Genomic DNA, 13,122 nt, shown 5'->3' with positions numbered 1-13,122 from the left:
TTAACCGAGCAGTTCATCAAATAAATTAAACAACTGATCTAGCTCTTCAATGGTGTTGTAGTGCATACAACCAATGCGCACTACACCGCCTTTATCAAGCACATCTAATTGCTTGCACAAACCTTGCGCGTAAAAATTACCATCCCACACACAAATATGCTGCTTACCTAGAAATTCTGAAACGGCGCGTGGCTCAAGCCCTTCAAAAATTAAAGCAAAAGTAGGTGTACGCTCATTTAAGCGATCAAAATCATCAATACCAAATAACTTAATACGTGGATAATTAACTAAGCGCGTTAAAAAGTGTTCGCTAAGCGCCATTTCGTGCTGCTTAGTTTTAGCAAAAGCAACGCTTAACTTTTCGCGGCGTGAATGGCTATCGTCAAGTTCGCTAATCGCCGCAATGTAATCAACAGCAGCAATAAAGCCCGCCATTGCTTCAAAGCTTTGCGTGCCGGTTTCCCAGCGACCTGGTGCTACGTCTTTAGCTGGCTCAACCTTGTAAGGCGTAAACCCGTCTAAATGTTCTTTTTTACCGTAAACCATACCTAAATGCGGGCCAAAAAACTTATACGCAGAGCACGCTAAGAAGTCGCAATCAAGTGCTTGCACGTCAACAAGTTCGTGCGGTGCATAATGTACGGCATCAACATAAACAAGTGCACCTACAGCGTGAGCAAGCTCTACAATACGTTTAATATTATTAATTGAACCTGTGGTATTTGAAGCGTAAGTGACCGCTACAAGCTTAGTGTTGCTGTTTAATAAGCTTTCAAATTGCGCCATATCTAAGCTGCAATCAGCTTCGTTAATTAAAGCCGTATTAACTTTAACGCCTTTATCTTCTGAAGCTTGTTGCCACGACGATACATTCGAGAAGTGATCGGCATTGGTTACAATTATTTCATCGCCAGCCTGCCAGTCGCGTGAAATTGCACGGCTAAAACTAAACGTAAGGCTGGTCATGTTTGGACCAAACACAATTTGTTGTGAGCTAGGTGCATTAAGTAAGTCTGCGGCGGCTTGGCGCGCATTCGCCATCAACTCAACCGTTTTATCACTTGAAAAAAACGCGCCACCTAAGTTCGAATTATAATGACCTAAATAAGCTGTCATCGCAGTAAGCACCGATGTTGGTACCTGCGAGCCACCTGGTCCGTCTAAAAATATTGGCGATTTACCATCAACGTTCTGCATTAATGCTGGAAACTGCTCACGTAATTGCGTTATGTTCATGCCTAACTTCCTTAAGACGTTAATACAAAACAATCCAGGTAACCTGGTTTGCTAGCATCAATTTTGTTCATAGGTGTTGCGTTATGCCACACTTGACGGTCGTTTATTAATGCAAACATGCCGTCTTTTATTTCCATTTTAAAACAAGGCTCAGCTTGCTTGTTTTCGTATACAAGCAGTTCGCCACCTTCTAAGTTCTCGTGAGAAACACCGCATATACATACATGGTCAAAACCATCTTGATGCACGCCTTCTGGCGCTGCAGGTGTATCGCTATCGATGGCAAGCATACGGAACTGATGAATTTCAATATCACGCTGCTCATCAATACCGGTAAGTTGGCGAAACTCATTTACAATGCTTTTCATGCCCTCTGACTCAAGTAAACTTTGCTCTAAATTTTCGTAAGTACGCTCTACATTGCCTTGAAAAGTATTAATTGAATCATCTTGAACAAATGCTTTGGCTTGCTGTAGCTTTATTTCACCATTTTGCATTTTTACTACTGAATAACGACGTTTACGAAAGGCACCATCTGCATAAAGGTTTGCAGGAAGGTTATCAAAAGAAGGTTTAACCAAATCAATATTTGCTTGGTTAACAAAACGTAGTTGCAATAAATTCTGGTTGTTTAATGCTGTCATAAAATCTCGCCTAAAATAATGAGAATATTGATAAGGATTTTAATGCATTTTGATAGGAATTTTTGCGCGATTAATTACTTTAAAAGCAATTTAAGACTAGAGTTAATACAATAATATAAAAAAAGAAGCATGAACTATCTAATATTTGTTTTAGCCAATAAAAAACCCGCCGAAGCGGGTTTTTAAACAAACTCTAAAAGTTATACAGCTTGTTGAATAATCACGTTGTCTGCTTTTTTAGTGTAAGCAGGCATACGGTGGAAGTTTAAGTAACGGTAAGTATCTGCAGCCGTTGCATTAATCTTCGCTGCGTATTCTTGGTACTCAGCTGGAGTAGGTAGTTTACCTAAAATAGCCGCTACTGCAGCAAGTTCTGCTGAAGCTAAGAATACGTTCGCGCCATTACCTAAACGGTTAGGGAAGTTACGTGTAGAGGTAGACACAACCGTTGCTTTGTCTGCAACACGTGCTTGGTTACCCATACATAGTGAACAACCTGGAGTTTCGATACGTGCACCTACACGACCAAAGATACCGTAGTAACCTTCGTCTGTAAGCTGATCTTTATCCATCTTAGTTGGCGGGGCAACCCAAAGCTGAGTTGGGATACGACCTTTAAAGCCATCTAGTAACTTACCTGCTGCGCGGAAGTGACCGATGTTAGTCATACAAGAACCGATGAATACTTCGTCGATTTTCTCGCCAGTAACATCAGATAATAAACGTGCATCATCTGGGTCATTTGGAGCACAAAGGATTGGCTCTTTAATATCTGCTAAATCGATTTCAAGTACATGTTTGTACTCTGCATCAGCGTCAGCTTCCATTAGTTCTGGGTTAGCTAACCAATCTTGCATTGCAGTAATACGACGCTCAATAGTACGTACATCGCCGTAACCTTCAGAGATCATCCATTTAAGCATAACAATGTTTGATTCTAGGTATTCTGCGATAGACTCTTTAGAAAGTTTAACCGCACAACCTGCTGCAGAACGCTCTGCAGATGCATCTGATAGTTCGAACGCTTGCTCAACAGTTAGGTGTTCAACGCCTTCAATTTCTAGTACACGACCAGAGAATTCGTTAATTTTACCTTTTTTCTCAACTGTTAATAAACCTTCTTTAATACCGAAGTAAGGGATTGCATGTACAAGGTCACGTAAAGTGATACCTGGTTGCATTTCACCTTTAAAGCGAACCAAAATTGACTCAGGCATATCAAGAGGCATAACACCTGTAGCTGCTGCGAATGCTACTGCACCCGAACCTGCTGGGAATGAAATACCTAATGGGAAACGTGTATGTGAATCACCACCAGTACCTACAGTATCTGGTAATAACATACGGTTTAACCATGAGTGAATTACACCATCACCTGGGCGAAGTGACACACCGCCACGGTTCATGATGAAATCAGGAAGCGTATGGTGAGTGTTTACATCGATTGGTTTAGGGTAAGCCGACGTATGACAGAAAGACTGCATTGTTAAATCTGCAGAAAAACCTAAACATGCTAAGTCTTTAAGTTCGTCACGTGTCATAGGACCTGTTGTATCTTGCGAGCCAACAGTTGTCATTTTAGGTTCACAGTATTGGCCTGGGCGAATACCTGGAACGTTACACGCTTTACCAACCATTTTTTGCGCTAGTGTGAAGCCTTTTTCAGACACTTCTGTCACTGTTGGTACTTTAAATACATCAGTTGGACCTAGGCCAAGTGATGTACGTGCTTTATCAGTTAAACCACGACCAATGATAAGTGGTATACGACCACCAGCACGAACTTCATCTAAAATTACATCAGATTTAAGTTCAAAAGTTGAGATTACTTTGTCAGTACCGTGGCTCTTAACAACACCTTCGTACGGGTAAATATCGATTTGCTCACCCATGTTAAGCTCATCAACATTTAATTCGATTGGTAATGCACCTGAATCTTCCATTGTATTGAAGAAGATTGGAGCAATTTTGTTACCTAGACATACACCGCCAACACGCTTGTTTGGTACGAATGGGATATCATCGCCCATGAACCAAAGTACAGAGTTAGTTGCAGACTTACGAGAAGAACCAGTACCAACAACGTCACCTACATATGCAAGTGGTAAGCCTTTAGTTTTTAATTCTTCAAGCTGAGAGATTGGACCTACTTCGCCTGGCTTGTCTGGTGTAATTCCATCACGTTCAATTTTTAGCATTGCTAAAGCATGAAGTGGGATATCTGGACGAGACCATGCATCTGGTGCTGGTGATAAGTCATCAGTATTTGTCTCGCCAGTTACTTTAAATACAGTAACTGAGATCTTTTCAGCAACAGCTGGCTTATTAGTAAACCATTCTGCATTTGCCCAAGACTCAATAATTTGCTTAGCGAATGTATTACCCGCTTTTGCTTTTTCTTCAACATCGTAGAACGCATCAAACATAAGTAATGTATTTGAAAGGCCTTTAACTACGATTGGTGCAAGTGTTTCGTCATCAAGTAGGTCAATCATTGGCGCGATATTGTAACCGCCCAGCATTGTACCTAATAATTCTGCCGCTTTTTCTTTAGAAACAAGTGGAGAATTAGCTTCACCTTTAGCTACAGCTGCTAAAAATCCCGCTTTAATATAAGCAGCATCATCAACACCAGCTGGTATACGCTGAATGAACAAATCTAAAATGAATTCTTCTTCACCTGCAGGTGGGTTTTTTATTAATTCAATAAGATCAGCAGTTTGCTGAGCATCTAATGGCGCTGGTACGATACCTAACGCGGCACGTTCTTCTACGTGTTTACGATATTCTTGTAGCACAATATTGCCCTCTTGGTGACGTGAAAGTATCCGGTAGCGCTTTGGACGCAAATAAGTTACCCAATACTTATAGTATTCTAACGCGTAATTATAAAGCTTTTATGGATAGATGAAAATCCATCCAGTTGCGCAACTGATTATACCGATTATAAATACTATGAATAGTGGTTGTAGTAAAAACTATTTTCATGAATACTTATTAAGTAAGAATCATTACCATTAACTAATATTAATTTATTACAGGCATAAAAAAACCCAGCACTTGGCTGGGTTTTTATTACAAACTATTTAATTAACGTAAAACTTTAACGTTTTTGATAGTTTTGATATGCGCTTCTACACGACGGTTTTCTGCGTTTGCAGCTTTAGTGTTTGCATCATTTTTAAGACGCTCTTCACCTAAACCAACTGTAGTAATACGGTCTTCAGCAATACCATCAGCAACAAGTTGCTTAGCTACAGCATCAGCACGTTTTTTAGATAACCATTTGTTGTAAGTTGCTTTACCTACAGCAGAAGTGTGACCTTCTAATAGTACTGTTGTATCTGGGTACTCTTTTAAGAATGCAGATACTTTTTCAATATCATTTAAGTATTGAGTAGATACTGCAGAAGCATTGTTAGGGAAAGTCACTAATAAGCTTACTGTTACTTCTTTATCTTCATATAAAGTACAACCAGTACCATCTACAGCATCAGTCATAGGTGTGTTAGCACACTTATCATCTGCATCAGGAATGTTATCGTTATCGCTGTCTACAGGAGCTACAGCTACTTCAACTACTTTAGGCTCTGGAGCTGGTTTTACTGGCTCTACAGGAGCAGAGTTTTGGCCAAATAAGTAGTTAATACCAATTTTAGCACCAACATCTGTGTAACCACGGTCAAGACCTTGGTATACAGCTGTTTCGGCATTTACAAATAAGCCATCTGTAATGAAATGTTGGTAACCAACACCTGCATTTAAGAATGTGTTGTCATCAACTACGTCAATTTCTTTAATACCGAAAAGACCATAGAAAGGACCGCCGTCTAAATGGTAAAGAGCATCAATACCGTAACGCTCGCCATCAATATTGTTACGGTTGCCAGCAACTTTATCAAAAGCATTAAAATCCATGTCTGCATATTCAAGACGTGCGCTCCAGTAATCACTGAAACGGTAACCAGCTTCAACACCCCAGCCAGTTGATTCGTTTACGTCAAGACCGGCTTGGTCACGCATGTTTTTCCAAGATGCGTCATAGTAGTCGCCAAATGCGCCAATGTAGAAACCTTCTTCTTTATCAGCAGCGAATGTAGATGCGCTAGTTGCAGCCAACGCGATTGCAATTGTAAGTGATTTTAATTTCATTGTTTTCTTCCCATTTGAACAATTTTAAATTGTAGCTAATCGATACTAGCTCAATCAGTTTTATATAGACTAACTGAGCCTTTGTTAATCAATACTTAACGAAAAATAAAGTTTATTACTTTTTTCTATGCCTTGTCGCAACACACATCCACTTACTATAGGCGAAATTAAAACTTTATTGAAAAATAAATATAGTAGTTTTTTGTAAATTAGTACTTAGCAAGGAATGTAAGAGCAATTAAATTAAATGCACTTATAAATGCAAAGAAATATTGCTTGGTTTTAATTGTGCGCATAATACCACCAGAATTAGCATCCCCCTAGGTATATGCGCATGTTTGATTAAAAAATGACTCTTTTTAATCATGCGGTTATATTTAAAGTTAAGTATTAAGTACCACAAAAAGTCTGGTAGTCATTATCATTCGTCGGTGGAGAGCAAAATTCTGATAACTCTTCACTGTTAGAATATGGATTGCTGGCTATTTTTATAAAGCGCTGTAGCAACTCGCTGGATCCTGTAGCGTTATATTGTGCAATTATTTCTTCGATCACATGATTACGCGGTATTACACGAGGATTTGCCGCTCTCATTACTTCATAACTATTATCGTCAGTTAAACTTACCCACCTAGCTCTCCATTCAATTAGCGACTCAGGTACGCTTTTTTCTCCTTTTAAGGATTCAGTAAGCGCATCAAAGGTATTGGTGTAGTCGAGCTGATTATCTTTTAATAGCGTTAACAGCTCTGCTATTAACTCGCCACTACTATCGCTAGATTCAGTTAAACCCAGTTTTTGTGCCCACATAGCTGTAAACTCAGCATTAAACTGCTCAGCAAAACTATTAATAAATGGCGTCATTAATAAAACTGCTTGCTCGTCATCATCGCTAATAAGCGGTATTAAACTCTCAGCTAAGCGTGCGCAGTTCCAGTTAGCTATATTAGGTTGATTACCGAATGCATAGCGGCCTTGTTTGTCTATAGAGCTAAATACGGTATCAAAATCAAAGCTATTCATCATGGCACACGGGCCGTAATCAATAGTCTCTCCGCTAACTAGCGTATTATCTGTATTCATTACTCCGTGAATAAAGCCAACACGCATCCAGCTCACAACTAGCTTAACTTGGTTTTTAATCACAGCGCCTAAAAATGCTAAGTATCGCTGCGAACCTGTATCGGTTATTTCTGGGTAGTGTCGCTCTATAGCTAAATCGGCTAAATTTTTAAGCCCTTCAACATCGCCTTGCGTCGCTAAATATTGAAACGAGCCAACACGAATATGACTCGTTGCTACACGCGTAACGATAGCCCCTGCTTGTGGCGGATTACGATAAACCGTTTCACCACTACCAACAACCGCTAAGCAGCGTGTGGTTTTAACTCCCAGCGCATGCATTGCCTCGCTCATTACGTATTCACGAATAGCAGGACCAAGTGCGCAACGCCCATCCCCTCCTCTTGAGTAAGGAGTAGCACCAGAGCCTTTTAATTGAATATCCCATAACTGGTTTTTATCATCACTAATAGCGCCCAGTAAGTGCGCTCGTCCATCGCCTAAGCGTGGTGAAAAATGTCCAAATTGGTGCCCAGAGTAACCAAGTGCTACTGCAGGAATCACCTGTTTTTCGTTACCGCTAAAAGTGCTGGCACGCAAATCAACCGCAACGTTAATATTAAACTCTTTTGCTAAGCTCTCATTCCACAGTAATAACTGAGGAGAGGCGACACTTGCAGGGGAATCTTCTATTGCGAAGTTTTCCGCAATATCTGTGTATCTTGGCACTAATTTCATTGTAATTCCTATTGTTGCTGACTTATACCAACACGGTTGTCACCTACGCCATAAGCAACAATTAAGCTTAACTCTTGCATACTTAAGCCGCTTTGCTTTTGCATTTCGTTAAAAAAAGCTTGGGCTGCATTTAGTGACTTTTTAGTTTGTAAGCCGCCGTCTATAATTTTATGGGCACGCAAATAATTCTCTACATCGCGTGATAGTAAAAATGTATCTTTACCAAGTGCTCGCAGCGCATAAGGCCCTGTATTTCCGCCTAAACGCGAACCATGTTTTTTTAAATACGCCCACAAACCAATAATATCGTCTGTCGGCCAATTAGCGATAAACTGACTAAAATTGCCATGTTCCCCTGCTATTTCGTGGATCATGTAAGCATTTTCGGTAATTGTTTTTACTTTTTTATAGTTACGAACAATTCGCTCATCCGTTGCTTTTTGTTCCAGCATATCAGGTGGCATCATTAATAACTTATCAACGCTAAAATCCCAAAAAACCTCTCTAAAGCCTGCCCACTTATTATTTATGACTGACCAATAAAAGCCGCTTTGAAATACTTTTCGAGTAAATTCTTCAAGCCAATCGTCGTCACTTAACGTGCTTAGTTGTTTTTTAGATAGCGGTTTTGCAAGTAATAACTTAAGCATTTTTTCAGAGCCTTTTCGCTCTACCGCTCGCTTATAAATATCGCTAAATTTTTCCATACTAATTAAATACCTCACTACTTATATTGCTAGTGTACGAGAAAAGCACCTAATACGTAACCACCCCTTTTTTCGATGAATTAATCTGTATTTAGTCGCTTGACACCTAGACGGCTAAAATGCTTTAATCGCCGTAATTACCCTATTTAAATTGCACAGGTTTGTAAGTTTTACTCTACAAACAGGTGCAAAGGGCTAGAAGAGGTGCGTTATTCAGGTAGCGTATGTTAGGAGCGCAAACTCCAGCAAGCATACGTGAGGGGAATTAACGCCGAGAAGTAACCACTTTTGCGAGGTGTTTATTTCGGGCGACTAGGTTGAACCCTAGCGACTGTCACCAATAGCTGCTTATAAAAAGCAGCTTGTTAGTTTGGTGGAGAGCTTCTGGTCTTAAATATTAAGGCCGTGCGCCCTATTATTTTAAGCCCATTCGCTCTTCGAATTATTAGTTCGAACGACGTTAATGCGGCTCCTTCCATAAAGCTTTTTAACTATTCGAATAATACCAATTGCATTAAATTAGTTATCGCTAAAATGATCACGTTTTTAATAAAATTGGTACAAATTATAAGTTCGTGAGAGATGATCAACAACTTCAATTTAAACGACTACTCACTGTGGACCGCGCTCGTAACGCCATTTGATCAACACGGCGATGTTGACTACAACACGTTAACTAAGTTGGTTAGCGATCAAGAAGCGGCACATAACGGTATTTTGCTACTTGGCAGTACGGGCGAAGGTTTAGCACTAACGCTAAAAGAGCAACAAGCCATTGTTGAGCACGTATGCCAGCTAAAACCAACAGTACCACTCATGGTAGCTGTGGGCGGTAGTAACTTAAAGCAACAAATTGAGTGGGTTAACTACTGTAATACACTCCCAATTCATAGCTTTTTACTTGGCTCACCGCTTTATGCAAAGCCTGGCGCTATAGGTCAAACTCATTGGTTTGAAAGCCTACTAAATGCAAGCGCTCATCCATGTATGCTTTATAACGTACCCGGTCGAAGCGCTGTTAGCATCCCAGCGGCAACAATTCAAAACTTACAAAACAATAAAAATTTATGGGCGTTAAAAGAAGCGAGCGGCAGTATTGCTCAGTTTGAAGCTTACCGCCAAGCGGCGCCTAATTTAGCTATTTTTAGTGGCGACGATGCGCTAATGCCTTATTTTGCTCAAGCTGGCGCAAAAGGTTTGGTGTCGGTAGCTGCAAACGCATGGCCTGAACAAACTCACGAGTTTGTTAAGCGCAGTTTAAGTGGTCAACACCCTAATTTATTTGCCCAGTGGTCAAGCGCTATTAATAGCCTATTTGCTGTCGCAAACCCTATTCCCGTAAAGGTACTGATGCATTTGCAAGGCCGCTTAAGCAGCCCGCAACTTCGTCCACCTTTAACACATCTTGAGTTAACTCAAACCGATTGCATTACAACTGCAAACAACACCATTTTATCTTGGCATTAAATATAGGTTTTTATAATGAGCTGGTTAGAACTATTAAATAATTTAGAATCGGGCGCAGTACGCGCTGCATCACAAAACGAAAGCGGCCAATGGCAAGCTAACGTAGAAGTAAAGCAAGGCATTTTAGAAGCCTTCAAAAATGGCACTAATACTGAATTTGCAGGCGGCTTTGTTGATAAACATAACCTAGCTCCGCAAGAATTTAGTACTGATGATGGCGTCCGTATGGTACCAGGTGGCTCAAGTGTTCGCCGTGGTGCTTATGTTGCTAAAGGCACGATTATTATGCCACCAGCGTATGTAAACATTGGCGCATATATCGACGAAGGCACAATGGTAGATAGCCACGCATTGGTGGGTTCTTGTGCACAAGTAGGTAAAAACGTACATTTAAGTGCTGCAGTTCAGCTTGGTGGTGTACTTGAGCCAATTGGTGCAAGCCCAGTAGTGGTTGAAGATGACGCATTTATTGGTGCAGGCTGTATTATTGTTGAAGGCGTAGTCATTAAAAAAGGCGCAGTACTTGCCCCTGGCGTGCGTTTATCAGCAACTATTCCAGTATACGACTGCGTAAACGAGCGCCAACTAGATAAAGGCGAGCCAATCCCAGAGTACGCGATTGTAATACCGGGCTCTCGCCCTGCATCAAACGAATGGGCGCGCGAGCAAGGCCTAAGCATGTCGTGTGCGTTAATAGTTAAATACCGCGACGAGAAAAGCGATGCATCGTTATTGCTTGAAGAGGTTTTACGATAATGAGCTTTTTGAGCACGCCTATCAAAACCGCTGTAAATACTATTACACAACAACTTGATACACCTTTTTTTGTTTACGACCTAGATCAACTAAACACGCATCTTGCGCGTTTAGTTGCGCAAACCGATGTAAAGCTGTGGTACGCGGTAAAAGCAAACCCACTGTCTAAAATTATTCAAAGCTTAGACAGTGCTGGCTTTAATTTTGACGTAGCAAGTAAAGGTGAGCTTGAGCAAGTACTAGCACAAGGTATTAGCTCGCAGCGCGTGCTCAACACAGGGCCTGCAAAAAGCCCTAAACAAATAAAACACTTTATTGAGCGCGGCGTGCGTATATTCGTAGCAGAAAGCCTCAATCAAGTACGTTGGTTAAACCAACAAGCGCAACTACAAAACACGCAGTTACAAGTATTACTGCGTGTACAATTACGCTGGCCTGAAGGTGAAAAAAACCCACTGGGCGGCGACAGCCTTACGCCGTTTGGTTTGGGTTGTAATGAGTGGCAAGCACTCAATGTAGCTGACTACCCTGCGCTTAAATTTGACGGCCTGCATATTTTTCAGTGGGGCAACATGCTTAGCACTCAAAAACTAAGCGACTTGTGGTCACAAATGATTGCACCTCTTAGCCAACTTGCCAGCGATTTAAATATTAGCCTTAAAATTCTCGATTTAGGCGGCGGTTTAGGTATTCCTTATACACAAAACGAAGCAACACTTGATTGGGATGACTTAATTGCTGCGCTCGCTAAAATTAAAAATGATGCGGGTGTAGAAGAGCTATGGATGGAACTTGGTCGCTATGCCGTTGGCGAATGCGGTCATTACGCAAACCCAGTAGTAGAGCGCAAACAAAACTACAATCAAGAACAAGTAATTTTAAGCGGCGGTATAAATCACTTATTACGCCCTGCTGTTACCAGCCAGAACTTTCCTGCTGCATTACTGCGTGAATCCAGTGCTAAAACTCAAGCAGTCACTTTATATGGCCCACTTTGTACAGCGCTTGATTGCTTGGGTGAACATAACTTACCAAGCGATTTAAATGAGCACGACTGGCTAGTGTTTAGCCAATGCGGTGCTTACGGCTTTACCGAAAGTATGCCGTATTTTTTATGCCATGAGCTAGCTGCTGAGTACACCTTGCAAAACGGTACACTTACCTGTGTTCGCCAAGCCGAAAATGCCAGCCATTATTTAAGGTAACAAGTATGAGTAATACAACACACATTAGCCAAGAGAACATTGTAGTAGGGGAAGTTGCAAACGGCTTACCACTTACAATTCCTGTGTATCGTTTAAAAGGTGATGGCACAGGGCCAAGTGTTTACATTCAGGCCAATATGCATGGCGCTGAAGTGCAAGGTAACGCAGTTATTTTTCAGCTGCTTGAGCAATTAAAACACCTTAACCTTAGTGGCGATATTACCCTTGTACCTTATGCAAATCCGATTGGCTGTAATCAAAAATCTGGCGAGTTTACCCTTGGCAGGTTCGATCCGATTACGGGCACTAATTGGAATCGCATGTATCACTACAATAAAAATTTAGTGGCACAGTTTGCACAAAATCATACTCAGTATGACGACGCTACATTAAAAAGTAACTTCAAACAGGCACTTATTGACGAAGTAGATAGCAAACTTAACGGCCCTGCTTATTTACTCAATACGGGTAAACGCATTGCGCTTAACTTACAAAAGCTCGCTCATCAGGCTGATATAGTACTCGATTTACACACAGGCCCTATTTCAAGCAAGCATCTGTACTGCCCAACCTATGCAACCGACAGCGCACGTTACTTTAATATTGAACATGTATTGCTTATTCCTAGTGATTTTGACGGCGCTATGGATGAAGCTAACTTTTGCCCATGGTGGCATTTAAGTGATGCGCTTAGCGGACAAGGTCGCGAATTATCAATAGCTGTAGAAGCATTTACTGTAGAGCTAGGCAGCCAAGAAAAAATAGACTTAAAAGAAGCATTAAACGATGCAAACAGCATTTTAAGTTACTTAAATCACAAAGGCGTATTACAAAACGCACCGCATACGCCAGCCAATATGACTCGTTATGCATGTAATTTAGATGACTACTTTGCTTATTACGCCCCTATTGGCGGCATGGTTGAATACTTAGCCCCACTTGGCGGGCACATTAAAGCTGGTGAGCCTATTGCCAATATTTTACGCATGGAGCGCTACTTAAGTGAGCAACCATTGCAAACACTTACTCTTGATTGCGATGCAATTGCTATTTTGCACTTTGCCTCAGCGAGTGTTAATCAAGGTACCGAGCTTTATAAGTTTTTTACTAACATATTTGAGCTTTAGCTCACCCTTCTCATTGCGTGAGAGTAAT

The 13,122-nt window shown here is 41.0% G+C and carries 10 protein-coding genes and 1 riboswitch; of the genes, 4 read left to right on the top strand and 6 right to left on the bottom strand.

The genetic code is table 11. The features are described 5' to 3' along the window. The 6 genes from H5118_RS12715 to H5118_RS12690 form a co-directional block, all read right to left on the bottom strand. Positions 1-1,236 (bottom strand): cysteine desulfurase-like protein, encoded by a 1,236-nt coding sequence (locus H5118_RS12715; RefSeq protein WP_182749032.1) that lies wholly within the window; start codon positions 1,234-1,236, stop codon positions 1-3. Between the two features lie 11 nt (positions 1,237-1,247). Then, positions 1,248-1,880, bottom strand: coding sequence for a 2OG-Fe dioxygenase family protein (locus tag H5118_RS12710; protein WP_002958808.1), 633 nt, complete (start codon positions 1,878-1,880; stop codon positions 1,248-1,250). 200 nt (positions 1,881-2,080) lie between these two features. Continuing rightward, complete coding sequence (gene acnB, locus H5118_RS12705) at positions 2,081-4,678, bottom strand: bifunctional aconitate hydratase 2/2-methylisocitrate dehydratase (protein WP_039488618.1); 2,598 nt, start codon at positions 4,676-4,678, stop codon at positions 2,081-2,083. Positions 4,679-4,970: 292 nt separating this feature from the next. Beyond that, on the bottom strand, positions 4,971-6,032 hold the full coding sequence (locus H5118_RS12700; RefSeq protein ID WP_154903746.1) for an OmpA family protein: 1,062 nt from the start codon (positions 6,030-6,032) through the stop codon (positions 4,971-4,973). Positions 6,033-6,422: 390 nt separating this feature from the next. Continuing rightward, the gene (locus H5118_RS12695) at positions 6,423-7,832 is read right to left on the bottom strand and encodes a YdiU family protein (RefSeq protein ID WP_182749031.1); all 1,410 of its coding nucleotides are present in this window, start codon (positions 7,830-7,832) and stop codon (positions 6,423-6,425) included. 8 nt (positions 7,833-7,840) lie between these two features. Then, on the bottom strand, positions 7,841-8,539 hold the full coding sequence (locus tag H5118_RS12690) for a DNA-3-methyladenine glycosylase I (protein WP_182749030.1): 699 nt from the start codon (positions 8,537-8,539) through the stop codon (positions 7,841-7,843). Between the two features lie 191 nt (positions 8,540-8,730). Beyond that, a riboswitch (Lysine riboswitch) is annotated at positions 8,731-8,931 on the top strand. 190 nt (positions 8,932-9,121) lie between these two features. Between H5118_RS12690 and dapA the strand changes: the two genes are divergently transcribed. From dapA to H5118_RS12670, 4 genes are read left to right on the top strand one after another with little or no spacing between them, the layout of a single operon-like run. Further along, positions 9,122-10,006: a 4-hydroxy-tetrahydrodipicolinate synthase gene (gene dapA, locus H5118_RS12685; RefSeq protein WP_002958800.1), complete on the top strand. Its 885-nt coding sequence runs from the start codon at positions 9,122-9,124 to the stop codon at positions 10,004-10,006. Between the two features lie 15 nt (positions 10,007-10,021). Then, positions 10,022-10,762 carry a 2,3,4,5-tetrahydropyridine-2,6-dicarboxylate N-succinyltransferase gene (locus H5118_RS12680; protein ID WP_002958799.1) on the top strand — a complete coding sequence of 247 codons (741 nt, stop codon included), beginning with the start codon at positions 10,022-10,024 and terminating at the stop codon, positions 10,760-10,762. Continuing rightward, positions 10,762-11,967, top strand: a complete 1,206-nt coding sequence (locus H5118_RS12675; protein WP_182749029.1) for a PLP-dependent decarboxylase — start codon at positions 10,762-10,764, stop codon at positions 11,965-11,967. Before H5118_RS12680 ends, H5118_RS12675 begins: the two co-directional genes overlap by 1 nt. 5 nt (positions 11,968-11,972) lie before the next feature. Beyond that, the gene (locus H5118_RS12670) at positions 11,973-13,094 is read left to right on the top strand and encodes a succinylglutamate desuccinylase/aspartoacylase family protein (RefSeq protein WP_182737746.1); all 1,122 of its coding nucleotides are present in this window, start codon (positions 11,973-11,975) and stop codon (positions 13,092-13,094) included. Positions 13,095-13,122: the final 28 nt, after the last annotated feature.

Origin of the sequence: Pseudoalteromonas sp. SR41-1 (assembly GCF_014164015.1) — a bacterium.
Classification (GTDB): Bacteria; Pseudomonadota; Gammaproteobacteria; order Enterobacterales; family Alteromonadaceae; genus Pseudoalteromonas; species Pseudoalteromonas distincta.
The sequence above is the reverse complement of the archived record's forward strand: the minus strand, read 5'-3'. Positions and strand labels throughout refer to the sequence as shown.

What these genes read in the sequence shown, in the direction of transcription:
- H5118_RS12715 (WP_182749032.1), bottom strand. Translation starts at nt 1,236, where the DNA reads ATGAACATAACGCAATTACGTGAGCAGTTTCCAGCATTAATGCAGAAC.
- H5118_RS12710 (WP_002958808.1), bottom strand. Translation starts at nt 1,880, where the DNA reads ATGACAGCATTAAACAACCAGAATTTATTGCAACTACGTTTTGTTAAC.
- H5118_RS12700 (WP_154903746.1), bottom strand. Translation starts at nt 6,032, where the DNA reads ATGAAATTAAAATCACTTACAATTGCAATCGCGTTGGCTGCAACTAGC.
- H5118_RS12695 (WP_182749031.1), bottom strand. Translation starts at nt 7,832, where the DNA reads ATGAAATTAGTGCCAAGATACACAGATATTGCGGAAAACTTCGCAATA.
- H5118_RS12690 (WP_182749030.1), bottom strand. Translation starts at nt 8,539, where the DNA reads ATGGAAAAATTTAGCGATATTTATAAGCGAGCGGTAGAGCGAAAAGGC.
- dapA (WP_002958800.1), top strand. Translation starts at nt 9,122, where the DNA reads ATGATCAACAACTTCAATTTAAACGACTACTCACTGTGGACCGCGCTC.
- H5118_RS12680 (WP_002958799.1), top strand. Translation starts at nt 10,022, where the DNA reads ATGAGCTGGTTAGAACTATTAAATAATTTAGAATCGGGCGCAGTACGC.
- H5118_RS12675 (WP_182749029.1), top strand. Translation starts at nt 10,762, where the DNA reads ATGAGCTTTTTGAGCACGCCTATCAAAACCGCTGTAAATACTATTACA.
- H5118_RS12670 (WP_182737746.1), top strand. Translation starts at nt 11,973, where the DNA reads ATGAGTAATACAACACACATTAGCCAAGAGAACATTGTAGTAGGGGAA.